The following is a 26,121-nucleotide window of genomic DNA, read 5'->3' as shown; positions in this document are numbered from 1 at the left end:
GTATCCTGCTGAATGGTTTTGGGGCTGCTGCGCAGCCCAGCGGGAGCAAGCTCCCTCGCCACAGGGTGCTGTTCAGCGGAAATCGCGACTGCGCACATTGATGCCCGCCAGCAATCCAGTCAGGTCGCTCAGGCGCCCGGCGATCAGGTGGCGGACCTCGCCGACACTCTCCCAGCGCCCGTCCACCCGAAGCAATTGCGAACCCACCAGGACCTTGCGTTGACGCTCGGCCAGGTCGCGCCAGACCACCACGTTGAGATTGCCGAATTCATCTTCCAGGGTGACGAAGGTCACGCCACTGGCCGTGCCCGGGCGCTGGCGGCCGGTGACCAGTCCGGCGACGCTGACGTTGCGACCGTGTTCCACCGCTTGCAATTCCCGCGAACTGCGGCAGCGCCGGGCGCGCAATTCGGGACGCAACAAGGCCAGCGGATGCGGCCCCAGCGTGGTGCCCAACGTGGCGTAGTCGGCGAACAGGTTCTCCCCCACCGTGGGCGTCGGCAAGACCACGGGCGGTTCCTCCTCGTTGGGCAAGCCGGCGAACAGGCCCAGTTGTTTTTGCACCCCGGCGATTTCCCAGCGGGCACGGTGACGATCGCCAGCCATACCGCGCAATGCGCCGGCGTCGGCCAGTTGTTCCATGGCCCGGGCATCGAGTCGAGCCCGTTCGGCAAGGTCCGCCACATCGTTGAAAGGCCGCTGTCTACGAGCCGCCTCGATACGGCGGGCATCGTCTTCACGAAAGCCCTTGATCAGGCGCAAGCCCATGCGGATCGCCGGTTGCCGGCCCTCCTGGGGTTCGAGGCTGGATTCCCAGTCGCTGGCGCGCACGTCCGTCGCACGGATCTGCAAGTGATGCCGGCGGGCATCCTGGAGGATCTGGTCCGGGCTATAGAAACCCATGGGCCAACTGTTGATCAGGGCGCAGGCGAACGCCGCCGGTTCGTGGCATTTGAGCCAACTGCTGGCGTAGGTCAGCAAGGCGAAACTGGCGGCATGGGATTCCGGAAAGCCATAGTTGCCGAAGCCCTTGATCTGCTCGAAGATCTGCGCGGCGAACTCGGGCGTGTAGCCGTTGTTCTTCATACCTTCCGCCAGGCGCTCGCGATGCGGCTCAAGGCCGCCGTGGCGTTTCCACGCGGCCATCGAGCGACGCAACTGATCCGCCTCGCCGGGCGTGTAGTCCGCCGCGACAATGGCGATCTGCATTACCTGTTCCTGGAACAACGGAATGCCCAAGGTGCGACCCAGCACTTTTTTCAGTTTTTCCGAAGGATAAGTGACGGGCTCTTCGCCATTTCGTCGCCGTAGATACGGGTGCACCATGCCGCCCTGGATCGGTCCCGGCCGCACGATTGCCACTTCGATCACCAGGTCGTAATACTTTCTGGGCTTGAGCCGGGGCAACATCGCCATCTGCGCCCGGGATTCGATCTGGAACACCCCGATGGTGTCGGCGCGGCTGATCATCTCGAACGTCGCCCGATCGTCCTTGGGCAACGATGCCAGGGTATGCCGCACGCCTCGGTAGTGCGCGATCAGGTCGAAACAGCGACGGATAGCGCTGAGCATGCCCAGGGCAAGGATATCCACCTTGAGCAGCCCGACCGCATCAAGGTCGTCCTTGTCCCACTGGATGATGGTGCGCTCGGCCATCGCGGCGTTTTCCACCGGCACCAGGGTGTCCAGCGGTTGCTGGGAAATCACGAAACCGCCGGGGTGTTGGGACAGGTGCCGGGGGAAGCCGATCAGTTGCCGGGTCAGGCTCAGCACCCGGCGCAACACCGGGCTGTCCGGGTCGAAACCACCTTCGCGCAAGCGGTCCAGGGGCGGCGCTTCATCGCTCCAGCGCCCGCAGCAATCGGCCAGCGCATTGACCTGATCCGGCGGCAGGCCCAAGGCCTTGGCCACATCGCGCACCGCCCCGGCGCCGTGGTAACTGCTGACCACCGCCGTCAACGCCGCGCGATGCCGGCCGTAACGCTGGAACACATACTGCAAGACTTCTTCGCGGCGCTCGTGTTCGAAATCGACGTCGATGTCCGGCGGCTCATTGCGCTCGCGGGACAGGAAGCGTTCGAACAACATGTCCGTCTGGCTCGGATCGATTTCGGTGATGCCCAGGGCGTAGCACACCGCCGAGTTGGCCGCCGAGCCTCGACCCTGGCAGAGAATGTGGCGGCTGCGGGCGAAACTGACGATGTCCTGCACGGTGAGGAAGTAGCTGTCGTAGCCCAGTTCGGCGATCAGCTTCAATTCCTTGTCGATCTGCACGCGCACCTTGTCTGTCACGCCGTTCTCCCAGCGCTCGCGCAGGCCGCGCTCGGTCAATTCCCGCAGCCAGGACGCCGGATCGTGGCCATCAGGCACCAGCTCGCGGGGGTATTCGTAGCGCAACTGGCCGAGGTCGAACGTACAACGCCGGGCGATTTCCAGGGTTTCATCGAGCAAGGCCTGCGGGTAGAGATCGGCCAAGGCCTGCAAGCTGCGCAGATGGCGTTCGCCGTTGGGGTGCAGGCGCTGGCCGGCCTCGGCCACGGTGACGTGGTGACGGATGGCGGTCATGGTGTCTTGCAAGGCACGCCGACCACGCACATGCATGTGCACATCCCCCGTGGCGACGGCGGGAAGGCCAAGGTGTCCGGCCAATGCGAGCAAGTCCGCCAGCCGCTGGCGATCGTCCTGGCTGCAATGCAATTGCACGGCCAGCCATAGTCGCGTTTTGAAGACATGTTGGAGCCAGCGCCCCTGCTCCTCGGGCGCCTTGCCTTCGGGGATCCACAGCGCCAGCAAACCCGGCAGAAGTTCGTCGAAGTCTTCCCGGACGATGCGATAACAGCCTTTCTCGCTACGCCGCCGGGCGCGGGTGATCAGCCGGCACAAGGTCTGGTAACCCTCGAGGTTCTCCACCAGCAGCACCAGTTTCGGGCCGTCCTCGACCTGGATTTCGCTGCCGACGATCAGTTGCAGTCCAAGCTCCCTGGCCGCCTGCCAGGCCCGGACGATCCCGGCCAGGGTGCATTCATCGGTAATCGCCAGGGCCGCATAACCCTGCTCCTTGGCGCGGCGACACAATTCCAGGGCGCTGGAGGCGCCGCGCTGGAAACTGAAGTTCGACAGGCAATGCAGCTCGGCGTATTCGATGCTCATGCGAACCAGCCCTGCAGCCACAACGGCCCGCCCTCGCCCACCGGTCGGTAGGCCCAGCCGCGTTGCCCGGCGCGGGTTTCGATCAGGTAATAATCGCGGCGCACGTCGGCTCCGTCCCACCAGCCGGACTCGATGCGCTCCGGCCCCATGAGGATTCGCGCCTGGCCCTCAGGTAACGCCTGGGGCTCGCCGAGCAGCCAGCCGGGACGCTGGATTTCCTCGCGCAGCGGGCATGCCTGTTGCCGCGGCTGGGGAATCATCTGCCAGGCGCACTCGGGTCGATGATCGTCTCCGAATCCCAGCCCCAGCACGGCGTCATCCCCCAGGCGCGCCCGCAGCCGTTCGCGCAGTTGTTCCCAGGGCAAGGACTGTTGAGGACGCTCGTCGAACAACTCCAGGCGCTGGGGCACGAAGCTCGGCAGGTTGTCGGCACACAAGCGAAATCCGCGCACTGGCGCCTCGACCTGTACCTGTTCAAGACGACCACGAGCCAGTTCGAACAGCATCGAAGGCTCTCGCTCGGCGCTGAGCAGGCCGACCTTGATCACCGTGTCCGGCAGACCGGCGTGTTCCAGATGCAAGTCGAAACGCTGCACACCGCTGTCGCGCCCACACAGGAAAGCCGACAGGTCACCGGTCAACCGGCGCAGCGGAAACAGCAGTGCCTGATGGGACTGCACGTCGTAATTGAGTTCGATGCGCACATCAAAACGGTCCGGAGGCAGGTAGAACGACAGCGCCAGGGTACGACTGCCCGTCAGCGCGTCGAGGTGCTTGAGCACATCGGCCTCGAAGCGCCGCGCCAGGGTGTGCCGAGGCAAGGCCCGGATCTGATCCAGGCGGCGCAGGCCCATGCGCGACAGTGCCGTGGCGACGTCGGCGGCCAGGCCGATGCGGTCCACCGGCATTTGCCCCAGGTACGCTTGCAAGGTTTCGCCATCGGGCACGACCAGGGCGTCATGGGCATTGGCCAACATCCGCGCCGCCACGGGGTTGGGGGCGGCGACGATGCGATGACGGAAGCCCAGTTCAGTCAGCTCGGCCCGCAACCGAGCCTCGAACACCGGCCAGGGCCCGAAGAGCCCCAGGCTCGATTCGATCTCGAACAGCACCGTGCGCGGGTAATGCACGCTGACCTGGGAACTGAAGCGGTAGGCCCAGGCCGCCAGGAATTGTTGCCAGTGCTCGATCTGCGCCGCGTCGTATTCGGCCGTGGCGAACCCTTTGCTCAGGGCCTGGGCGGCGGTCATGGTCTGGCCGGGCCGCAAGCCCAGGGCGCGCGCCGGCTCATTGACCGCTTGCAACACCCGGCGCTGGGCCGGACCGGTCAGCAGCGCCAGGGGCTCGTCGGGATCGGGGCGCTGGCGCAGCGCGGCGTCCAGCGCCAATTGCGGGAAGAGGATACAGACCCAGCGCATTGCAACCTCAATGCCCCGTGTGCGTGGTGAACGCAATCGGCGCCGAACGGGCCAGTCCGCCCCGGGACTTGAGCACCCGCAATTGTGCCGGGCGGGCATCGATGGCGATGCGCAAGGCCGCCGGGGATGGGTTGATCGCTTCCTGGATCGAGCGCCAGGCGAACGCCAGGGTCTGGCCGGTTTCCGCCGCGACCTGCAAGCGACGCAGGGCCCGGTCATCCGCTTGGCGGGGCCAGCACAGCACCGCGCCGCAACTGCCCGAACGCAGGCATTGTTCGGTGGCCCACAAGGCATCCCCTGGGTCGGCCTGGATGATCGACAACTGGCGCAGGTCCACCCCGGCATTTCGCCAGGCCTGGGGATAGGGCACGAACGGCGGCGCCACCAGCACGATGCGTTCCCCCGCCGCCGACAGCCGCGCCAGGGTCGGCCACACCAGTTGCAACTCGCCCACGCCCGGCGCGCCGATGAGGATTTCCGTCAACGCCGCGTCCGGCCAGCCACCACTGGGCAATGCCGCGTCCAACGCCGCATGACCGGTGGGCTGCGGGCTGGCGGCCGGCGGCGCAGGCCGGCCCCTCCAGACCTGGCCGCCATTGAACAGCGTGTCCAGCGCAACGACGGCGCCCATCAGCCTTGTCTCACCAGGCCACAGAACACGCCTTCGATCGCCAGGTCCTGGTCGGCTTCGACGATGATCGGCTGGTAGGCCGGGTTGCGTGGCAACAGGCGCACGCGCTCGCCGACTCGCTCGAAGCGCTTGATGGTCACTTCACCGTCCAGGCGCGCCACGACGATCTGCCCGTTGGCGGCCTGGGGCGTACGTTGTACACCGACCAGATCGCCATCGAGGATACCGTCCTCGATCATCGAATCGCCCTGGACCCGCAACAGGTAATCCGGCGCCTTGGTGAAAATCGCCGGGTCCAGCAACAAGCGGCTGTGGACCTCGGCATCGGCGCCGATCGGCAGGCCGGCAGCCACCCGACCCAACACCGGCACGTCCAGCAGCTCGGGGCGCGGCGGCTGGTTCAGCAGCCGGATGCCTCGGGCCTGGTGCGGATTGACTTCGATGAAACCGGCTTCGGTCAACGCCAGCACATGCTTGCGCGCCACGCTGCGGGAGGCAAAACCGAACGCCTCGCTGATTTCAGCGAGGCTGGGAGGCTGGCCCTGCTCGGCGATGCGTTCGCGGATGAAGGTCAGGATGGCGGTACGGCGGGGAGTGAGAGTCGTCATGGAGTACATTTGTACTCCTGTCGGTTTTGCCTGACAAGCGCCGCCAGTCAGTTCATGGGGTGGCTGACGGGCCTGATTTTGGTGGGTTTTGCATTTCCCTACGGGAGCGAGCCTGCTCGCGAAGGCGGTGGGTCAGCTTGCATGGATATTTGAAGGTGAACACCTTTCACAAGGAAATACTCTTTCCCCAAGAAAAGGATAAACCCGTGGCGAGGGAGCTTGCTCCCGCTCGGCTGCGCAGCAGTCGTAAAAAACCTGCTGTTGTCCGGATGAATCCTGCTGAATGGTTTTGGGGCTGCTGCGCAGCCCAGCGGGAGCAAGCTCCCTCGCCACGGGGTTCATCGTCGTCTTTGAACAACACTCCTCCCGAGTAGGAGAATTTTTGCGAGGGCTTCAACACATTCAACATCCATGCGAGCAGTCCCACCGCCTTCGCGAGCAAGCTCGCTCCCACAAAGAATCTCCTACAAAGAATCCGCGAACAGTTGGATTCAACTAAAACCCGCCAGATAAGCCCAGGGAAAAATCCCCCGCTCGTGCCCATCACTGAACACCAGCTGAACCCCATACCCCTGGGCATTGACCTCAACCACCCGCACCCGGGCATCGACCTGAACCGTCAGCCCTTGCAGGCGAAACGCCCGGCATTGGGAACATGGACATTGCCTGCGTAGCTCGACATGCTCCAGCCGTTGCTCGCGACCATCGGGCCAACTCAGCCGCAACTGGCCCTTGTCCCGAGAATTGCCGATCGTCAACGGACTCATTGCAACTGGCCCAAGGCGATGCGCACGGCCTTGCGCACTTCAGGGTCGCCATCGTCCCGGGCTGCCTGCAAGGCGGGGATCGCTCCCGGATCGTTCAACTCGCCCAACGCCAAGGCCGCTTCCTTGCGCAGATTGCTGATGCGATGGCCCAGGGTTTCGATCAGTGCCGGCAACGCCTGGACATAACGCAAGCGGCCAAGACTGCGGGTGGCGCGCAGGCGCACTTGCCAGTAATCATCATCCAGGGCATCGATCAGGGCCGGGCCGGCGTCGGCGTGACCCACTTTGCCCAGCGTGGTGGCGGCCTCTTCACGCACCGTCCAGGCCGGGTCGCGCAGGGCCTGGCGCAGCGCCGGCAAGACTTGCGCATCCGCAGCCAGGCCCAGGGCGCCGGTGGCCGCGCGGCGCACTTCGCTGTCCGGGTCGGCGCTGGCGAGCCGGGCCAGGGCCGGCAGAGCCTCAAGCTGCTTGAGCCAGCCCAGCACGCCAACCGCCTCGCGACGCACGCCGGCATCGGCGTCGACCAGGGCCGCGATCGCAGCCGGTGCGGCAGCGCCCAGGCGCAACTCGCGCAAGGCCCGGAACGCAGCGATGCGCACGCTGGCATCCGCGTGGGTGGTCCAAGGCAATATCACCTCCCCCGCCGCCTCGCTTTTGAGCAGGCTCAGGCTCTGGGCAGCCGCGGCCTGCACGGTCGGGGCGGTATCGGTCAGGGCCTGGCACAGGGCCGCGACCACTGGCGCGTCCTCCCAGGCTTCGAGCAAGCGCGCGGCTTCGGCCCGCACCTCGGCGCTGGGATCCCGGACCAGACGGTCGACGAGCCACAGCAGGCCTTCGGGTTCCTCCAGGTCAGCCAGTTCGATCAGGGCGATGCGGCGCACCCCGGCGTCGTCGTCCGTCAGGCGTGGTTGCAGGGCAAGAATGTCATCGTTATCGGTGTTTTCGAATAGAGAAGTCATAGGGCAAATCGCGGCAACGAGGTTTCAGGAGGAAGCCCGAGGGGATTGAGGCGCGGCAATTGCCGGCCGTCTTCATGGCGCAGCAGCTCGAGGCAATGGCGTTTCAATCGGGAAAACTCAGGGCGGGTGACCAGGTCGGTGGTTCGTGGCCGCGGGAAATCCAGGCGCAAGTCCTCGATGATCCGGCCCGGGCGCGGGCTCATCACCAGCAAGCGATCAGCGAGGAACAACGCCTCGTCGATGTCGTGGGTGACGAAGACAACGGTGGTGCGGATCCGCGTCCAGATGTCCAGCAGCAGCTCCTGCATGTTCAACCGGGTCAACGCATCCAGCGCGCCGAAGGGTTCGTCCATCAGCAACAAACGCGGGCGGTTGACCAGCACCCGGGCGATCTCCACCCGTTGCTGCATGCCGCCGGACAGTTGGTCCGGCCAGTGCCCGGCGAAACCTTCCAGGCCCACCAGGGCAAGGATTTCATCGGCAGCCCGGTATCGTTCAAGCTTGCCCTGGCCGCGCATCTTCAAGCCGAAAGCGACGTTGTCGCGCACACTGCGCCACGGAAACAGGGTGTGCTGCTGGAACACCATGCCGCGCTGGGGCGACGGGCCGGCCACCGGCAGCGCATCGACATTCAGCGTGCCGGCACTGGGTTGCAGGTGCCCGGCAAGCGCGCCGAGCAACGTCGATTTGCCGCAGCCGGACGGCCCGAGGATGCAGACGAACTGACCGGCCTCGATCTGGCAATCCAGCCCCTGCACTGCTTCGAAGGCCTGGGCACCCTGGCCCAGGACAATGGATAACTGGCGGATATCGATCCGCCCTTCAGGGGTTTGCATCGCGCTCATCAGGCTTTTCCTCGGGGTCGGTGCCAAGGCGTGAACAGCCCGCCCAGGCGCTTGATCAACAAACTGCTGCCCATGCCCAGCACGCCGATCAGCAACATGCCGACGACGATGTCGGGGTAGTTCTGCACGGTGTAGGACGCCCAGGTGTAGTAGCCGATGCCGTACTGGCCGGCGATCATTTCCGCCGTCACCAGGCAGAACCAGGACGTGCCCATGCCGATAGCGAGGCCGGTGATGATGCTCGGCGCGGCGCCCGGCAGGATCACCTCCAGCAGGATCGCCCGGCGCCCTGCCCCCAGGCTTTTCGCCGATGCGACCAGGCGCCGGTCCACCCCTTCGACGCCGTGCACGGTGTTGAGCAGGATCGGGAACAGCGCACCGGTGAAGGTGATGAACACCATCGACAGTTCCGACGAGGGAAACATCAGGATCGCCAGCGGGATCCAGGCCACCGCCGGAATCGGCCGCAGCACTTCCAGCGGTGGCAGCAACAGGTCCTCGGCCCACCGGGAACGGCCGATGGCCAGGCCCAGCGCCACGCCCACCAGCAACGCCGCGCCATACCCGGCAAAGACCCGGCCCAGGCTGCTGCCCAAGTGCCGAACGAGATTGCCCGACTCGCCCAGGCCGAGCGCGGCCTCGATCACTGCCAGCGGGGCCGGGACGTTGGCGAAGGTCACCAGGCCGAGGTCCCAGTGGCCGTTGGCGGCGAGCTGCCAGAACAGCAGGCAGAGCAACAAGGAAGCGGCTCGCAGGAGCCAGCGTTTGGGTGATGGGTACACAAATCTATCCTCCGCAATGGACCCTGTGGGAGCGAGCTTGCTCGCGATAGCGGTTTATCAGGCACTTCAACTTCAACTGACCTGACGCCATCGCGAGCAAGCTCGCTCCCACAGGGGTCGGTGTCAGGTTTATCGGGCGGCGACTGCCTGGGTGGTGGCTTCGGTAAAATCCAGGACCTTGCCGCCCTCGGCCGTGGCAAATTGCTCAGCCTGCCCTTTCAACAGGAACGCGCTGAGTTGACCCTTGGCATCGCTGGCGAACCACGCCTGCTCGGCCAGCAGCTTGATCCCGCTGTCGCTGGCCTGGGCGTAGACGGCGCGGATGCCCTTGCCTTCCTGTTTGAGATTCGCCAGCGCGGTGAAGGCTGATTGCGCCGAGGCGTAATGACGCACTGTCGGCTCGCCGCGTACCCAGATCTGCGCCACATGGCGGGGATCGGTGATGGGCTGGCCGGTCAAGGCATCGGGGTTGCCAAGTGGCGTCTGGGCGTAGTTGCCCAGTTGCGCGGCGTAATCGAGGTTCGACGCCTTGAACGCGGCGCGGATGTACTGATCATCGATGAAGGTGTTGAGGTCCAGGCCGCGATCAGCCTTTTTCAGCAATTTGAGGGTGTCGATCGCGGTGCCGACGGCTTGCCGATATTCGGGTTTCCAGGACAGGTCGCGGGTCTGTACGCCCAGCGGCCCGTGGAACAGATAATTGACCTCGGCATCCACCCCGGTGACCTTGGCGATCAGCTCACTGTATTTCTCAGGCTCGGCGGCCAGCAACTGATTGGCCTCGATGGTCGCGCGCAAATAAGCGACGACGATTTCCGGGTACTTTCTGGCATAGGCCTGATCCACCAGTGCGCCGTGGAAAGTCGGCGTCCTGGCCTGGGCACCGTCATAGATCTTGCGGGCGAAACCGCGACTGGGGAACAGTTCGGCGAACGGTACGAAATCGGCGTGGGCGTCGATCTTGCCGGCCTGCAGCGCCGAGCCGGCGACCTCCGGCGGCTGGGCGATGATGTTCACGTCCTTGAGTGGATCCCAGCCCTGGGCCGCGACGGCTCGCAGCAACATGCCATGGGCGGTGGAAGCAAACGGTACGGAAACCGTCTTGCCCTTGAGCTCGGCGAGGGACTGCACGCCCGAAGCGCTGGGCACGACAATGCCGTTGCCGCTGCCCTGGGTGCTGCCCGACAACACGCTGATGAACAGGCTGTGCTTGCCGGCGGTCTCGAACGCCACGCCGTTGAAAGCCCCGGGGAAGTCGGCCATGGCGCCGAAGTCGAGTTTGCCAGCAACCATCTCGTTGGTCAGCGGCGCGCCGCTGGTGAAGTTTTTCCACTGGATGTCGTACTCGGCGTCCTTGTACGCGCCGTCGTGGGGCAGGTATTTGTCCAGCAGGCCGAGCTCGCGGATCAACAACCCGCCGGCGGCGCAGTTGATGGTGGTGTCCTGGGTGCCGATGGCAATGCGGATGATTTCTGCCTGGGCAGGCAAGGTCAATGAAGCCAGTACCAGACCGGCCAGCGCTGCACGCAATAACATGGGTGTGTCCCCTCGATTCATTGATTGGATGTTCGTCTCCGCCACGATCAGGGCGCGGTGGGAAACGAGGGGTGTTCTGAATGGTGCGTCCGGGGGTGACCGGATGGCTTTTGTGGTGCTAGGGCGGGCCTCATCGCGAGCAAGCTCGCTCCCACAGGTTCAGGGGTGTACATAGCAACCGCGACTGGCCTCGATCCCCAGTGGGAGCGAGCTTGCTCGCGATGGCGTCCGCTCGGTCACCGCAGCAAATAAGGAATCTCCACTTTCACCGCCCCCGTCGGGCAGTCCTTTTCACAGGGCATGCAATACCAGCATTCATCGAACGCCATGTAGGCCTTCTGGGTGGCCGGGTTGATCGCCAACAGGTCCATCGGGCAGACATCGACGCAGACCGTGCAGCCCTTGTGGGCGATGCATTTGTCCTCGTCCACGGTGACGGGGGCATTGGAGCGGAAGAAGATTTCCTGGGGTTGATAGGCCATGGGCATTCTCTCTGGGTGTAGGGCTCACGCCGCGTCGGCACCGAGCCGAAGCCGGTCGTAGGCCTGCAGTTCGTCGGCATCGAGGGCGATGATGTAGGGCTCGACGGCTTTCTTGAACGAGGTCATCGCGCCGTCCTCGCCTTTCTTCAAATGGCAATGGCAGAACCAGTCGCTGTCGTTGCGTTGCGGATGATCGACCCGGTAGTGGTACAACCCCCAACGGCTTTCGGCGCGAAACAGCGAGGCGCGAGCGGCCATCTCGGCGCAATCGCGGATCACGCTGACTTCCATGGCGCGCATCAGTTCGTGGGCGTTGTGGGCCTTGAGCTGATCAAGGTCGCGCTGGATATCGCTGAAGCGTTGCAGGCCGATCTGCATTTTTTTGCTGACCTTCGGCGGTTGCAGGTAATCGTTGACGAAGCGGCGCAGCTTGTATTCCACCTGGGCCGGCGGCAGGCCATGCGCACGGTCGAGCGGCGCGTAGACGCGGTTTTGTTCCTGCTCGATCTGCTGAGTATCCAGTGCCGAAAAATCCTTGCCAGCGACAAAGTCCGCCGCGTTCTGGCCGGCAAACCAGCCGTAGGTGAACGCGCCGAGCATGTAGTTATGCGGCACTGCCGCCATGTCGCCCGCCGAGTACAAACCCTTGACCGAGGTCTCGGCCCGCTCGTTGACCCACACTCCAGAAGCCGAATGACCGCTGCAGAAGCCGATCTCGGAAATGTGCATCTCCACCATCTGCGTGCGGTAATCGGTGCCCCGATTGGCGTGGAACTGCCCGCGACTGGGGCGCTCGTTGCTGTGCAGGATTTCCTCGATGTTCTGGATGGTTTCCTCGGCCAGGTGATCGAGCTTGAGGAACACCGGACCGTTGCCGCCTTCGAGCTCCTGATGGAACTCCCACATCATCTGCCCGCTCCAGTAGTCGCACTCGATAAAGCGCTCGCCCTTGTTGTTGGCGGTGTACCCGCCCAGCGGGCCGGTCACGTAGGCGCACGCCGGGCCGTTGTAATCCTTGATCAACGGGTTGATCTGGAAGCACTCCAGGTTCGCCAGCTCGGCCCCGGCGTGATAGGCCATCGCATAACCGTCGCCGGCATTGGTCGGGTTCTCATAGGTGCCCATCAGGTAGCCGGAGGCCGGCAACCCCAGGCGCCCCGCCGCGCCGCAGCAGAGGATGACGGCCTTGGCCTTGATCACATGGAAGTCGGCGGTGCGGCAGTCAAAACCCATCACACCGTTCACCGCGCCCTCCCCGTCGGTCAGCAACCGGGTGCAGACCAGCCGGTTGGTGATGCTGACTCGCGCCCGTTTCAACTGGCGATAGAGGACTTTCTTGATGTCGTGACCTTCCGGCATCGGCAGCACATAAGCGCCCATGTGGTGAACCTTTTTCACCGCGTAATCGCCGGTTTCGTCCTTCTCGAACTTCACGCCCCAGCGGTCCAGTTGCTCGATCGTTTCGAAGCTGTGGGTGGCGTAGGCGTACACCGCCGCCTGGTTGACGATGCCGTCGTTGGCGATGGTGATTTCCTTGGTGTACTGCTCGGGCGTCGAATGGCCCGGGATAATCGCGTTGTTGAGCCCGTCCATGCCCATGCTGATGGCGCCGCTGCGCTTGACGTTGGCCTTGTCGACCAGCAACACGCGCAGGTCGCGGTTGCGCTCCTTGGCCTTGATCGCCGCCATGGGGCCGGCGGTGCCGCCGCCGATGACGACGATGTCGTATTCCTGTTCGAGGATATTCCTGGAGCTCTGGGTCATGCCTGCGTCCCTTTTTGCCGGTCGATCCGCAAGCGATACTGGAAGGCATCGCCACGGTAGTAGAGGTATTCGAAGTCCAGCGGCTGGCCGCCGGCGTCATGGGTCAGCCGTTCGATGCGCATGACCGGCGAGCCAGGCTCGACGTCGAGTGCCTGGCACAAGTCGCTGTCGGCCAGCACCGCATCGATGGCAAGGTCGGCGTGACCGAGGGCCAGGCCACAATCGTTTTCCAGGATCAGGAAGATGTCGCGGGTCACCAGGTCGGCTTTTTCCAGACGCTCGCCGAGGGCCTTGGGCAGGTAGGTGATTTCCAGGGAAACCGGCTCGCGGTTGATCAGCCGCACCCGCTTGATCTGCGTTACCACGTCGCCTTCCGCCAGTTTCAGTCGCTCGGCCACCGACTTGTCCGCCGGGATGAACTTGAAACTGCGCAGGCGGTTGATCACCTCGTAGCCGCGACCGGTCATGGACTCGGCCAGGCCCTGCAGTGTGCTGACGTTCTGGAAGGTCTTGGGCTTGGCGACGAACGTGCCTTTGCCATGGATCTTGAAAATCAGCCCTTCCTTTTGCAGGTCGCCCAAGGCCTGGCGCACGGTGATGCGGCTGACGCGAAACAGCGCGCCCAGCTCGCTTTCCGAGGGCATCTGGCTGCCTTGCGGGTATTCACCGTCAAGAATGCGCGCGCGCAGCACGTCGCGCAGTTGGGTGTGCAGCGGCACGCTGCTGAGGGAAAGAAGGTTGTCGGGCATGGGTCGCAAGTCACTTGTCATAACGAGTTATGACGTGATCTTAGGGAAAGCACTCGATGCTTGAGAAATACCGTTTGGACATAACCTTAGAGCAGGGTCAGGGCAACAGCAGCCCTTGCTCGCGCTCGCACAACTGCACCACGTAATCCCACAACACCCGCAACCGGACGGACTTGTGCAGCTCGCGGCGAGTGCTGATCCAATAGCTGCGGCGGATGGTTTCGTCCGGCAGCAGCGGCACCAGCGTCGGATCGCTGCTGGCCATGTAGCACGGCAGCACGGCGATCCCAAGGCCCGAGCGCGCGGCCTGTTGCTGGGCAATGACGCTGGTGCTGTGGAACACCACGCGAGGGTTTCGGCAAAAGCTGTTGAGGAACATCAGCTCCTGGCTGAACAGCAGGTCATCGACGTAGCCGATCCAGGCATGGCGGGCCAGATCCTCGCGACTGCGTAACGATGGCGAACGGTCCAGGTAAGCCTGGCTGGCGTAGAGCGCCAGGCTGTAGTCGGTGAGCTTGCGGGTCACCAGCAGGTCGGCCGCCGGGCGTTCGAGGTGAATGCTGATTTCCGCCTCGCGGTTGAGGATGCTGACAAATCGCGGCACGGCCACCAGTTCCACTTCGAGCCCCGGATAGCGCTGGAACAAGCCGTCCATGCGACTGGCGAGGAACATGATGCCCAGCCCTTCCGTCACGCCGAGGCGGATCTTGCCCAGCGGCGCGCTGGATTGGGTGATGTCTTCCTGGGCCAGCAACGCGACGTTCTCCATGGCCTCGGCATGCTTGAGCAGCGCTTCTCCGGCCGGAGTCAATTCATACCCTTGGGCGTGCTGGACAAACAATGCAGTGCCGAGGCTTTTCTCGATCGCTTCGATGTGCCGCGCCACCGTGGCATGGGTGGTGTTGAGCCGTCGCGCGGCCGTCAGCAGGCGGCCGCTGCGTTGCAGTTCGAGGAAGTAGCGCAGGTCATTCCAATCGAACATGAGCCATCCTTGAATCGCCTGAAGTCATGACTGTTCATAAACGCACAGCCGCTGCGCAAAAACTAACATTCTTTTGACGAAAACTAACAACTAGGATGAGTCCCACAAGAACAAAAAATGAGGTCGCGAATGCAACCTGTCGTCGATGAATACGATTATGTGATCGTGGGCGCCGGCCCTGCCGGCTGCCTGCTGGCGAACCGGCTTTCGGCCAATCCGCAACACCGGGTGCTGTTGCTCGAAGCCGGCGGGCGGGACAATTATCCGTGGATCCACATCCCGGTCGGCTACCTGTTCTGCATCGGTAACCCACGCACCGACTGGTGCTTCAAGACCGAAGCGCAACCCGGCCTGCAAGGGCGCGCCTTGAGTTATCCGCGCGGCAAGGTGTTGGGCGGCTGTTCGTCCATCAACGGCATGATCTACATGCGTGGCCAGGCGGCGGACTACGACGGCTGGGCCGCCGAAGGCAATGTCGGCTGGGGCTGGAAGGATGTGTTGCCGCTGTTCCGGCAGAGCGAAAATCACTTCGCGGGGGATTCCGAGCTTCACGGCGCAGCCGGGGAATGGCGAGTCGAACGCCAGCGCCTGTCATGGCCGATTCTCGATGCCTTCCGCACCGCCGCCGAACAGAGCGGCATCCCCAGCGTCGAGGATTTCAACGGTGGCGACAATGAAGGTTGCGGTTACTTCCAGGTCAACCAGAAAGCCGGGGTGCGCTGGAACGCGGCCAAGGCCTTTCTCAAACCGATTGGCAATCGCCCCAACCTGACGGTGCTGACCGACGTCGAGGTTGATCGTGTGTTGCTGCGTGACAACCGCGCCGACGCCGTCAGCGCCCGCTGGCAGGGCAAGAACATGAGCTTCAAGGCGCGCAGGGAAATCGTCCTGTGCGCCGGCGCCGTCGGCTCGCCGGGCATCTTGCAGCGCTCTGGGATCGGCCCGCGCAGCCTGTTGCAACGCCTGGGCATCGGCGTGCTGCATGAACTGCCCGGCGTCGGTGGCAACTTGCAGGACCACTTGCAACTGCGGCTGATCTATCAGCTGGAAAACGCCCGCACCCTGAACCAGATCGCCGGCACCCTGTGGGGCAAGATGGGCATGGGCCTGCGTTACCTGTACGACCGCAGTGGCCCGCTGTCCATGGCCCCCAGCCAACTCGGCGCGTTCGCCCGCTCGGGGCCGGAACAGGCCTCGGCCAACCTCGAATACCACGTACAACCGTTGTCCCTGGAACGTTTCGGCGAACCGCTGCACAGCTTCCCGGCGTTCACCGCGTCGGTGTGTGACCTGCGCCCGATGAGCCGTGGTCGCGTGGACATCCGCTCGGCCGATCCTCATGAGGCGCCGTCGATCCAACCCAATTACCTGAGCCATCCCGAGGACCTGCGGGTCGCCGCCGACGCCATCCGCCTGACCCGCAGAATTGTCGCCGCGCCGGCCCTGAGTGCTTTCAAACCGGTGGAATATCTGCCAGGCCCGAGCCTGCAGACCGAGGAAGAACTGCATCAGGCCGCCGCCCGCATCGGCACGACGATTTTTCATCCGGTGGGCACCTGTCGCATGGGCCAGGACGGCGAGGCGGTGGTGGATGCGCAACTGCGCGTCCACGGCATCAAGGGCCTGCGCATCGCCGACGCCTCGATCATGCCGCGCATCACCTCGGGCAACACCTGCTCGCCGACGCTGATGATCGCCGAGAAGGCCGCGCGGATGATGCTTGAGCCGGCCGCCGTGGGCGCTACGCTGCAGAAGGAGCCCGCCACGGTCTGAAATCGCCAAGTCTCTCTGTGGGAGCGAGCCTGCTCGCGAAGGCGTTATGTCAGTTGAACAATATTGACTGATACACCGCCTTCGCGAGCAGGCTCGCTCCCACAGGTTGAAAGGAGTGTGATCCAAGGAAGTGTGTCAAATCAGGAGACGCCCCAACCCGGCGTCGACAGTGGAACAACAAAAACAATCACTGTGAGGGATACCGCTATGTCTGAACATGTTCAGCCCCTGGAAGCCACGCGCAGCGCAGGCACCAGCCAGGAAACCCAGAAAGTCATCTTCGCCTCGTCCTTGGGGACGGTGTTCGAGTGGTACGACTTTTTCCTCTACGGCGCCCTCGCGGCGGTGATCAGCAAGCAATTCTTCGCCGGGGTGAACGACACCACGGCGTTCATTTTCGCCCTGATGGCTTTCGCCGCCGGTTTCATCGTGCGGCCCTTCGGGGCGCTGGTGTTTGGGCGGCTGGGGGACATGATCGGGCGCAAGTACACGTTCCTGGCAACCATCGTGCTCATGGGCCTGGCGACCTTCTGCGTCGGCCTGCTGCCCAACTACGCGAGCATCGGCATCGCCGCGCCCATCATCCTGGTGGTATTGCGCATGCTCCAGGGCTTGGCCCTGGGCGGTGAATACGGTGGCGCGGCGACCTATGTGGCCGAGCATGCACCGATGGGCAAGCGCGGCTTTCATACCAGCTGGATTCAGTCCACCGCGACACTGGGCCTGTTGCTCTCGCTACTGGTGGTGCTCGGTTGCCGTTACTTCACCGGTGACCAGTTCGAAGTCTGGGGCTGGCGCATTCCGTTCCTGCTGTCGATCCTGCTGCTGGGCATCTCCACCTGGATCCGCCTGAGCCTGCACGAGTCGCCGGCCTTCCTGAAAATGAAAGAAGAAGGCAAGTGCTGCAAGGCGCCGATCCGCGAGTCCTTCGGCAAGTGGGAAAACCTGAAGGTGGTGCTGATCGCCCTGTTCAGCATCAATGCCGGGCAAGCGGTGACCTTCTATGCCGCGCAATTCTACGTGCTGTTCTTCCTCACCCAGTTCCTCAAGATGGACCCGGCCCTTGCCAATAGCCTGTTGATTGTCAGCGTGGTGATCGGCGCGCCGTTCTTCATCTTCTTTGGCTGGCTGTCGGACAAGGTCGGGCGCAAACCGGTGCTGATGATCGGCCTGCTGCTGGCGACGGCGTTGTACTTTCCGATCTTCAAGACGCTCGCCCATTACGCCAACCCGGCCATCGACCTGGCGAGCCGCCAGGCGCCGATCACTGTCGTCGCCGACCCGGCCACCTGCACCTTCCAGTTCGACCCGGTGGGCAAGGCGCGTTTCGACAGCCCTTGCGACAAGGTCAAGACCTTCCTGGTCAAGCAAGGCCTGCCCTACACCAGCGTCGCGGCACCGGCCGGCAGCACCGTGCAGGTCAGCGTCGGCGACGTGAAACTCGAAGGCTACGACGAAGCCGCCCTGCGCGGCGCGGTGACCCTGGCGGGCTATCCGCAACAAGCCGACGCCCAGCAGATCAACCGGCCGATGATCGTCGCCCTGATCGTGGCGCTGATCATCATTTCAGCGATGTGCTACGGCCCGCTGGCGGCGCTGATGGTCGAGCTGTTCCCGACCCGCATTCGGTATACGTCGATGTCCCTTCCGTACCACATCGGCAACGGCTGGTTCGGCGGTTTCCTGCCAACCGTGTCGTTCGCCCTCGTGGTCTACACCGGGGATATTTTCTACGGCCTGTGGTACCCGGTGGTGATCACCGGCGTGAGCCTGGTGGTGGGGATGATCTGCCTGCGGGAAACCCGCAACGTCGATCTGGATACCAACTGAAAACCGCCCGTGGCGAGGGGCAGGCCCCCTCGCCACGGCACTCAGAAGCGCGCCTTCACCGTCGCGGTGAAATTGCGCGGCTCACCGTAATAGTTACCGAAGCTTTCGGTGCCGATGGTGGTGTAGTAGCGCTTGTCGAACAGGTTGTTGCCGTTGAGCGCCACCGACCAGGTGTCATCTATGCGGTAGCCGATCCGACCGTTCCACACCGCATAACCGGCCTGGGTGATCTTTTCACCGCTAAGCGGCGATACGCGGAAATTATCGCTCTGCGCATTGACCCCGGCGCCGACGCTGAACCGCTCGAAGGCGCCACCGAGGGCGTAATCGCCCCAAAGGCGCAGCACGTGGCGCGGCACATAGCTGTTGAACGAACCGCCATTGAGGCTGCTGTCAATGTCGTCCAGAGTCTTGGTCTGGGTGTAGGTATATCCGGCGAGCAGTTGCAGGCGCTCGATGACTTCGCCGCTGATCTCGGCCTCGAAGCCCTGGGCGCGGACCTTGCCAGCGTTCTCGTAGCAGTAGCCGTCCGATGAGGCGCAGGTGGAGTTGTAATCCGTCTGAGCCTGATCCTTCTGCACGGTGCGAAACAGGTTGAATGCCGTGTTCAGGCGCCCTTCGAACCACTCGCCCTTGATCCCCAGTTCATAACTTTCGCCCACCAGCGGCTTGAGCGCCGAGCCGCTTTGCGAGCGGTAGTCGCCTTGGGGCGTGAAGATGTCCGAGTAACTGGCGTAGGCGGTCAGGTGTTCGTTGAGATCGAGCAACACGCCGGCAAATGGCGTGACCTGGCCGGTCTCGGTGCTCCTGGCGTGTTCCGTACCGCCGGTGAGAAATACCGAGTCGCTCTTGGAGCTGTACCAACTCACCCGACCGCCGACAACGAAGGTCAACGGATCCGCCAGTTTCAGGCGCAACGTGGAATACACGCCCTGCTGTTCGGTGAGGGTCTTGACCGGCCCGCCGCGGGTCGAGTTATCAATGAAGTAGCTGTCGTCCGGCTCCGGGATGTGCCGATCCGGGTCGAAGACGTTCTGCTTCTGCGGCAACAAAGCGACCGAATAGAAATCATCCTTGTCCGAACGACTGGCGTTGGCCCCGAAGATCATTTCATGTTGCTGGCCGAAGGCTTCGAACTTGCCGTCCAGGTAGGCGTCGAGGCCGTAGTCGACCTGATCGTAGTCATACAGGCTGCCCAACAGGTTGGTGGTAGAGCCCCCCGGCGTCACCGCACCCGATGCAAACGCGTATTTGGTGTCCTGGGTGTTTTTTGTATAGACGCCTGCGACTTTCACGGCCCAGTCATCGTTGAGCTGATGTCGAAGGTCGCCGAAGACCGTGGTCCGTTGGCTGCGCCAGGTGTTCCACGACGGGTCCAGGCAAGTGGAACGGCCGAGTTTCAGGTCGCTGCCATTGCGGTAGCGTGGCAGCCCGCCCCAGCAAGGGCTCGCGTCGACATCCTCGTACGCCACGCCCAGGCCGAGCGTGGTGTCGGGTGCAAGGTCCATATCCAGAGCGCCGTAATAGACCTGATCCGTACGCCGGGCATCGTCGTAGAAATAGCGCCGGCTCTGCTCGGCGATCACCGCCCTGCCCCGCACGGTGCCGGCGTCGTTCAACGGGCCACCGGTATCGACCTGCCCGCGATAATTGTCCCAGGTGCCGCCCGAGAGGCTGAGTTCAGTCTGCGCCGTGGCCTGGCCGCGCTTGCGGACGAAATTGACGCCACCGGACGTACCGCCGGATCCCTTCATCATGCCGGCAGCGCCGCGCAGGACTTCGACCCGGTCGTAATAGGCCATGTCACTGCTGAAGCTGTCGGCCTGGACATAGCTGTTGCCCATGTCCAGCGGCACGCCGTCGTACTGGTATTGGCCGGACATCCGGAACCCGCGGGAATAGAAATACTTGCCGCCCATGGTCGAGTCGTAGACGGTGATACCCGGGGTCTTTTCCATCACCTGCTCGATGGTGTTCAGGTTCTGATCGTCGAGCATCTTGCGGGTGATCACGGTGACCGATTGCGGCGTTTCGCGCAGCGAATGCTCGCCTTTGCCGATGGTCACCGCCCCAGTGGTATAGGACCCGCTGTTTTCGGTGGTTGCCGTGAGCAGTTGGCCGTCGATGGTCGTGGTGCCGAGCTCCAGCGCCGAGCCGGGCGCAGGTGCGGTACGCAGCCGGTAGGTCCCGTTGGCCTGGGGTTCGACTTGCAGGCCGCTACTGCCGAGGATGCGCGCGAAACCTTCGGCCACGCCAAAGGAGCCTTTCAAGCCTGGCGACCGCATCCCCTGCATTTGTGCGGCATCGAACGAAATCGCGACGCCGGCGAGGCTGGAGAAACGCGTCAGCACATCCACCAGGGTGCCAGCGCCGATATCGTAGGCCTGCGCCGAGTGTTGTGGCACCGAAGCCTGCGCAACCGGACTGGCGTACGCCGCCCAGGCGCCGAAAGACGTGGCGGCCAGAAAACCGATTTTCATTGCGATTGCCAGACGACCTGGCGTGTTCACGCGAGACATGTGTCCCCTCCCCCCAAAACAGTCAAGAAAACTCACTGAGGGATGAGCCGAACGATGCCGAGGAAAAGTGCAAAGACATTTCAACCGGACCAACGGGAGCGCGTCGGCCTTGTCAGGCACGCGACACCTGGACCCAGAACCGGCTGTAGCGAGTCACTCGCAACGAGAAACCGGTTTCGAGTGCCGCCAGGGCAAGATCGGTATTGTCGATGGGGAAAACGCCGGAGACTTTCAAGTCGCCGATGGCCGGGTCGCAGCGCAATATTCCCGTGCGATAGCGGGAAAGTTCCACCAGCAAGGCCGACAGCGGGCGGTCGATGGCGATGATGCTGCCCTGTTGCCAGGCACCCACCGATACATCATTGGCGCGCAACGCACCCAGCGACCGACCGGTGAAGCCCAGGCGATCACCCGCGTCGACCCGCTGGGCTGGCCCGCCGCTGCGCAAACTGACTTGCACGGCCTTCTCCAGCACCGCCACCTCACCGCCGTCGTCCTGAGCGCGGACGATGAATCGCGTCCCCAGGGCCAGCACTTCGACTTGGCCAGTGACGACCTTGAATGGCCGCTGCAAGGGATCGACCCCGGTCGTTACGAGAATTTCGCCCCACAACAGCGTCAATGTCCGCTGGCGGCCATCGAAACGGACGTTTACCGAGGTGTCGGTGTTGAGCAGCAGCGTGCTGCCGTCCACCAACTGGAACTCACGCCGCTCGCCCACGCCGGTCCGGTAATCGCAAAGCAGGTTCTGCGCGGTCTCGCTGCGCCAGCCCAGCCATCCCAGGCAGCCGGCGGAGGTCAGCAGCAAGGCGCTGCGCAGCACCTCTCGACGAGGTCGGCCAGGGTGGGCAATCAAGGTTGGCGCAGCCAATGCGCCCGGCACGCTGGCCATCTGTTCCGACACCGCCGCCATGCGTTGCCAGGCCTGCTCGTTCAGCGGATCCGCGGCCAGCCAGGCCCGCCACCCTTCGCGCTCCGCGTCAGTTGTGGTGCCGGAGTGAAGCCGGGCATACCATTGCGCCGCGACACGGATGGCCTGCAATTGCTCGGGCGACACGTTCATTCGAGCTGCAACTGGATTTGCATCAGACAGCAGTGTTCCATGGCCTTGGCCATGTGGTTGTTGACCGTACGTACGCTAATGCCGAGGCGCTCGGCGATCTGCGGGTAGGTCAAGCCGTTGAACTGCGAGAGGATGAATGCTTGCTTGACCTTGGGGCCCAGGCCTTGCAGCAGCCGATCGATTTCCATCAGGGCGTGGAACAGGATCGCCTGCTCTTCCAGCGATGGCTGCTGCGCTTCAGGCATCGCGGCCAGCGCTTCGAGGTACGACTGCTCAAGGGAACGGCGGCGAAAGAGATCGATCAGCAGCCCTTTGGCGATCATCGACAGATAGGGCCGCGGCTCGCGGATATCCAGTGCCGAGCGCGCCTTGATCACCCGAACGAAGGTATCTTGGGCCAGGTCCGCCGCATCGAAGGTATTGCCGAGGCGCTTGCGCAGCCACCCCTGAAGCCAACCATGATGGTCGCAATACAGATCGTTGACGGCGCTGCGTAGGGACAGATCGTGGGCGGACATGACAATGGAATAATTCGCGACTGATAATGACTCGCATTGTCATCGTAGCGACCGCCGTATTGCAACCGGATGTGAGCGAAAAACCCTGCCGTGGCTTCAGCCGAATCAGTGAACCGAATGGCTTTTCACCGTGCTCTCCACCAGATCGAGCATCTGTCCCAGCGCCCACGGCTTGGCGATGAACGAGGCCTGGTGCTTGATCCCCGCGCTTTCCGGCGTCTCGAAGCCCGACATGATCAGCAGCGGTATCTGCGGCCAGCGGTCCCCGGTCAGGTTGGCCAGGTCCGCTCCGTCCATCGCCCCGGGCATGGTGATATCGGTCAGCAGCAGGTCCACATAGTCGGCGCTCTCCTCCAGGAACGTCAGCGCTGAATCCGCGCTTTCCCGAGGCTCGACGACAAACCCTTCCTCTTCCAGGATTTCACACAGAAACTCCAGGATGGTCGGATCATCCTCAACGACGAGAATCAAACGTGTGGTCGCCTGTCCGTTGCCCTTCGGCATCGAATTCATGAAAGTGACTCTCCTTGATTCCATTAGCTTGCTTTGCGGTTTCAGCCGCTCTGCAAGTTATGAGCGACGCCCTTGCGAGAAATTCATTCTGCTTGTGCAGACAACCGCCGGGCGTTGCGCCAAACGGCCCGCTGCAACGCAGCGCAACGTTCTATCTGTATATCCATACAGATAAAGCTTGCCGCGACGCCGATCCCTGACCATGCTAGCGCCCCATGAAACCTGCTTAGGAAGAGGCGCTATGCGGCTGTACCTGTGTGAAAAACCGTCCCAGGCCAAGGATATCGCCGCGGTGCTGGGCGCCACGCGACGCGGCGACGGCTGCTGGCTGGGCGTAAACGTCACGGTCACCTGGTGCATCGGCCACCTCCTGGAGACGGCCCCGCCCGACGCCTACGATGCCCGCTACAAGCGCTGGGTACTGGCCGACCTGCCTATCGTGCCGGCGCAATGGAAGATGACCGTCAAACCGAAGACCGCCAGCCAGTACAAAGCGGTCAAGCGCCTACTGGGCGAAGCAACGGAACTGGTCATCGCTACCGACGCCGACCGCGAGGGCGAAATGATCGCCCGCGAGCTGGTCGAGCATTGCCGCTATCGTGGGCCCATCCAGCGCCTGTGGCTGTCGGCGCTGGACGAAGCATCGATCCGCAAGGCCCTGGCCGCCCTCAAGCCCGGAGCGGAAACCTTCAACCTCTACCACTCGGCCCTGGGCCGCTCTCGGGCCGACTGGCTGATCGGCATGAACATGAGTCGCCTGTTCACGCTCCTTGGGCGTCAGTCAGGCTATCAGGGCGTGCTGCCGGTAGGCCGCGTGCAGACACCGACCTTGCGGCTGGTGGTAGATCGCGACCGTAGCATTGCCGATTTCGTCCCGGTCGCCTACTGGGCCATCGACGTGCGACTGAGCCACGCCGGCACGGCCTTCACCGCCCAGTGGCGCGCCGATCCGGATGCCTGCGACGACCAGGAGCGCTGCCTGAACCAGGCCCTCGCCCGCGATGCGGCGCAAGCCATGGGCAATGCCGCTACCGCCAGGGTGATCAAGGTCCGCACCGAACGGCTGCGTGAGGCCGCGCCGCTGCCGTTCGACCTGGGCACGCTGCAGGAGGTCTGCTCGAAGAAGCTCGGCCTTGGCGCTCAGGAAACCCTGGACATTGCCCAGTCGCTCTACGAAACCTACAAGCTCATCACCTATCCGCGCAGCGATTGCGGTTTCCTGCCCTTGAGCCAGCACGGCGAAGCACCCGCCATTCTCGCCGCCCTCGCCCAGGCCGACCCGGGGCTTGCGCCGCTGCGCGAGCACCTGCAACCGCAACGCAAATCCCGCGCCTGGAACGATGCCAAGGTCAGCGCGCACCACGGCATCATTCCCACGGCCGCGGCGAAGAACCTCGACAAGCTCGCCGGCAAGCAACGGGCCGTCTATACGCTGATTCGCGCGCGCTACCTGGCGCAATTCCTGCCCAACCATGAATACGACCGGACCCAGGCCGACTTCGATTGTGCCGGCCAGGCCCTGCGGGCCGTCGGCAAGCAGATCATCGAACCCGGCTGGAAACGCGCCCTGCCCGAAGCACTGGCACCCACACGCGGCCGCGAAGCCCCCGCGCCACAAACCCTGCCGCCGCTCGCCGAAGGCCGCGATTGCAATGTGGACGAGGTGATTCCCAAGGACCTGTGGACCCAGCCGCCCAAGCCGTTTACCGAGGGCGACCTGATCAAGGCGATGAAGAATGTCGCCAAGCTGGTGGAGGACCCGCTGCTCAAGCAGAAGCTCAAGGACACCACCGGCATCGGCACCGAAGCAACCCGAGCCTCGATCATCCAGGGTCTGCTCGATCGTGGTTACCTGGTGAAAAACGGCAAGGCCCTGTCCGCCACTCCAGCGGCGTTCAGCCTGATCGACGCGGTGCCTCGGGCGATCGCCGACCCCGGCACCACCGCCATCTGGGAACAGGCCCTGGACATGGTGCAGAGCGGTGAGATGAGCCTGGAAGAATTCGTCACGCGACAAGCCGCCTGGATGAGCAAGCACGTCGCCCGCTGCCAAGGCATGAGCCTGACCATCAACGGCCCGGCCAGCCCCGCCGGACGTGGCGCGGCGCCGTGGAAGAAAAAACGCAAGCCGGCCAAGCGCAAGGCCGACGGCGCACCACGCAAAGCGGGCAAGGCCAAGGCCACCTGAACCCACTGAGTCCCTTCGTGGCGAGGGAGCTTGCTCCCGCTGGGCTGCGTAGCAGCCCCAAGGAACCACACGCGCTATACCTGATACATCGCATGTGCCTTTTTGAGGGCCGCTTCGCACCCCAGCGGGAGCAAGCTCCCTCGCCACGGCAAACCAATCGCAGCCGGTTTTTCATACCCAAACCATTTTGTCCGACAATATGTAGTGACCAAAAATAATCACTACAAAACCGTTGACGCCTCCGATTTGCCCTTGCATGATGCAGACGTCTCCCCGATCGGGAGTACGGTAAATGTTTGAGCAAGCTCGTCTGACCGCCGAGCTGTTTTTTTCGATAAGGGACTGCCCACAAGGCAGATTGAAGGTGCTGACCTGGCAAGACCGTCCGGTAACAAGGACGAGAAACGCTGGCGATCAATCCTCATGACGCATGGGCTCGACTGTCGAAAGTCGACACTGACCTGAAGATTCTTCGCTGTTTCTCATCGTTGTAGCGCATTTGCGTAGCAGCCCTTCGATAACACTACACAACCGATGCACGACCCCGTCGGATTCGACGGACGAGCGCTGACGACCTGTTTTCGGTAGCAGACAGGCAATTACCGAACAGCGAAGTTTTGCGAACCACCAGACAGATCAACCAAATGGTCAAGGGGCTTACACATGAATCTGAATAATCAACCATCTATTGATGAACTGGCTCGCATGTTCGCAGCACACAAGGACACCCTGGATAGCCATATCCTGTGGATCAGCAAGACTGGCCAGGTCCATATGGACTGCCTCTCGCCTTTCACCCAGGAAGAAGAATTCGAGAAGAGCCAGGAAGACCTGTGTGCCCGGCTGAAGATGTACCGTCGCGGCCAAGGCTACGTCGGCAAGAAAGCCGCCGCTGACAAGGACTTCATGGGCCGCGTGCTGCAAACGCTGACCCACGCCTGGCAATCGGTGCAGAACTCTGCCGAGGTCCGGGTCATCGACCGCCTCTGCTGACATTCCACAAATATAAAGGGCCCGCTCCTGCGTCAGGAGCGGGCCTTTTTT

General features: G+C 63.5%; 21 protein-coding genes. 4 read left to right on the top strand and 17 right to left on the bottom strand.

What is annotated here, in order from left to right; genetic code table 11:
• Positions 1–72: 72 nt before the first annotated feature.
• From J3P96_RS10820 to J3P96_RS10760, 13 genes are all read right to left on the bottom strand, one after another.
• Positions 73–3,150, bottom strand: coding sequence for an error-prone DNA polymerase (locus J3P96_RS10820; protein ID WP_434657001.1), 3,078 nt, complete (start codon positions 3,148–3,150; stop codon positions 73–75).
• Positions 3,147–4,568, bottom strand: a complete 1,422-nt coding sequence (locus J3P96_RS10815; protein WP_434601186.1) for a Y-family DNA polymerase — start codon at positions 4,566–4,568, stop codon at positions 3,147–3,149. The genes J3P96_RS10820 and J3P96_RS10815 overlap by 4 nt, the downstream gene beginning before the upstream one ends.
• Before the next feature lie 7 nt (positions 4,569–4,575).
• On the bottom strand, positions 4,576–5,199 hold the full coding sequence (gene imuA, locus J3P96_RS10810) for a translesion DNA synthesis-associated protein ImuA (RefSeq protein WP_434656999.1): 624 nt from the start codon (positions 5,197–5,199) through the stop codon (positions 4,576–4,578).
• Positions 5,199–5,816, bottom strand: coding sequence for a transcriptional repressor LexA (lexA, locus tag J3P96_RS10805; RefSeq protein WP_305500270.1), 618 nt, complete (start codon positions 5,814–5,816; stop codon positions 5,199–5,201). The genes imuA and lexA overlap by 1 nt, the downstream gene beginning before the upstream one ends.
• 482 nt (positions 5,817–6,298) lie before the next feature.
• Positions 6,299–6,574 carry a DUF971 domain-containing protein gene (locus tag J3P96_RS10800; RefSeq protein ID WP_434656997.1) on the bottom strand — a complete coding sequence of 92 codons (276 nt, stop codon included), beginning with the start codon at positions 6,572–6,574 and terminating at the stop codon, positions 6,299–6,301.
• The gene (locus J3P96_RS10795) at positions 6,571–7,533 is read right to left on the bottom strand and encodes a HEAT repeat domain-containing protein (protein ID WP_434656996.1); all 963 of its coding nucleotides are present in this window, start codon (positions 7,531–7,533) and stop codon (positions 6,571–6,573) included. Before J3P96_RS10795 ends, J3P96_RS10800 begins: the two co-directional genes overlap by 4 nt.
• A complete protein-coding gene (locus tag J3P96_RS10790) occupies positions 7,530–8,378 on the bottom strand; it encodes an ABC transporter ATP-binding protein (protein ID WP_434656994.1) in 849 nt (282 codons plus the stop codon). Before J3P96_RS10790 ends, J3P96_RS10795 begins: the two co-directional genes overlap by 4 nt.
• Positions 8,378–9,160, bottom strand: a complete 783-nt coding sequence (locus tag J3P96_RS10785; protein ID WP_434601190.1) for an ABC transporter permease — start codon at positions 9,158–9,160, stop codon at positions 8,378–8,380. Before J3P96_RS10785 ends, J3P96_RS10790 begins: the two co-directional genes overlap by 1 nt.
• A 129-nt stretch (positions 9,161–9,289) precedes the next feature.
• Positions 9,290–10,696, bottom strand: coding sequence for an ABC transporter substrate-binding protein (locus tag J3P96_RS10780; RefSeq protein WP_434656992.1), 1,407 nt, complete (start codon positions 10,694–10,696; stop codon positions 9,290–9,292).
• 236 nt (positions 10,697–10,932) lie between these two features.
• Positions 10,933–11,178 carry a 4Fe-4S dicluster domain-containing protein gene (locus J3P96_RS10775; RefSeq protein ID WP_003180418.1) on the bottom strand — a complete coding sequence of 82 codons (246 nt, stop codon included), beginning with the start codon at positions 11,176–11,178 and terminating at the stop codon, positions 10,933–10,935.
• 24 nt (positions 11,179–11,202) lie between these two features.
• Complete coding sequence (locus J3P96_RS10770) at positions 11,203–12,942, bottom strand: fumarate reductase/succinate dehydrogenase flavoprotein subunit (RefSeq protein ID WP_434656989.1); 1,740 nt, start codon at positions 12,940–12,942, stop codon at positions 11,203–11,205.
• On the bottom strand, positions 12,939–13,691 hold the full coding sequence (locus J3P96_RS10765; RefSeq protein WP_305500258.1) for a GntR family transcriptional regulator: 753 nt from the start codon (positions 13,689–13,691) through the stop codon (positions 12,939–12,941). The genes J3P96_RS10770 and J3P96_RS10765 overlap by 4 nt, the downstream gene beginning before the upstream one ends.
• A 97-nt stretch (positions 13,692–13,788) precedes the next feature.
• Complete coding sequence (locus tag J3P96_RS10760) at positions 13,789–14,673, bottom strand: LysR family transcriptional regulator (protein ID WP_434656987.1); 885 nt, start codon at positions 14,671–14,673, stop codon at positions 13,789–13,791.
• Positions 14,674–14,802: 129 nt separating this feature from the next.
• Here J3P96_RS10760 and J3P96_RS10755 point away from each other — a divergent pair, with 129 nt between their 5' ends.
• Both J3P96_RS10755 and J3P96_RS10750 read left to right on the top strand, forming a co-directional pair.
• Positions 14,803–16,446, top strand: coding sequence for a GMC family oxidoreductase (locus J3P96_RS10755; protein WP_434656985.1), 1,644 nt, complete (start codon positions 14,803–14,805; stop codon positions 16,444–16,446).
• Positions 16,447–16,653: 207 nt separating this feature from the next.
• Positions 16,654–18,276, top strand: a complete 1,623-nt coding sequence (locus J3P96_RS10750) for an MFS transporter (RefSeq protein ID WP_434601197.1) — start codon at positions 16,654–16,656, stop codon at positions 18,274–18,276.
• A gap of 41 nt (positions 18,277–18,317) precedes the next feature.
• Here the strand turns inward: J3P96_RS10750 and J3P96_RS10745 are convergent, their stop codons facing one another.
• The 4 genes from J3P96_RS10745 to J3P96_RS10730 form a co-directional block, all read right to left on the bottom strand.
• On the bottom strand, positions 18,318–20,795 hold the full coding sequence (locus tag J3P96_RS10745) for a TonB-dependent siderophore receptor (RefSeq protein WP_434656983.1): 2,478 nt from the start codon (positions 20,793–20,795) through the stop codon (positions 18,318–18,320).
• A gap of 112 nt (positions 20,796–20,907) precedes the next feature.
• Complete coding sequence (locus J3P96_RS10740) at positions 20,908–21,858, bottom strand: FecR domain-containing protein (protein WP_434656981.1); 951 nt, start codon at positions 21,856–21,858, stop codon at positions 20,908–20,910.
• Entirely contained in the window at positions 21,855–22,376 is a 522-nt protein-coding gene (locus J3P96_RS10735; protein WP_434656979.1) for a sigma-70 family RNA polymerase sigma factor, read from the bottom strand. The genes J3P96_RS10740 and J3P96_RS10735 overlap by 4 nt, the downstream gene beginning before the upstream one ends.
• Positions 22,377–22,481: 105 nt before the next feature.
• A complete protein-coding gene (locus J3P96_RS10730; protein ID WP_305500247.1) occupies positions 22,482–22,889 on the bottom strand; it encodes a response regulator in 408 nt (135 codons plus the stop codon).
• 241 nt (positions 22,890–23,130) lie between these two features.
• Between J3P96_RS10730 and J3P96_RS10725 the strand changes: the two genes are divergently transcribed.
• Entirely contained in the window at positions 23,131–25,077 is a 1,947-nt protein-coding gene (locus J3P96_RS10725; protein WP_434656975.1) for a DNA topoisomerase III, read from the top strand.
• Between the two features lie 663 nt (positions 25,078–25,740).
• Positions 25,741–26,070 (top strand): hypothetical protein, encoded by a 330-nt coding sequence (locus tag J3P96_RS10720; protein WP_434656972.1) that lies wholly within the window; start codon positions 25,741–25,743, stop codon positions 26,068–26,070.
• The last annotated feature ends 51 nt before the right edge of the window (positions 26,071–26,121 follow it).

It is taken from the genome of Pseudomonas sp. R3-56 (genome assembly GCF_051132075.1).
In the GTDB taxonomy this organism is placed as follows: Bacteria; Pseudomonadota; Gammaproteobacteria; order Pseudomonadales; family Pseudomonadaceae; genus Aquipseudomonas.
The sequence above is the reverse complement of the archived record's forward strand: the minus strand, read 5'-3'. Positions and strand labels throughout refer to the sequence as shown.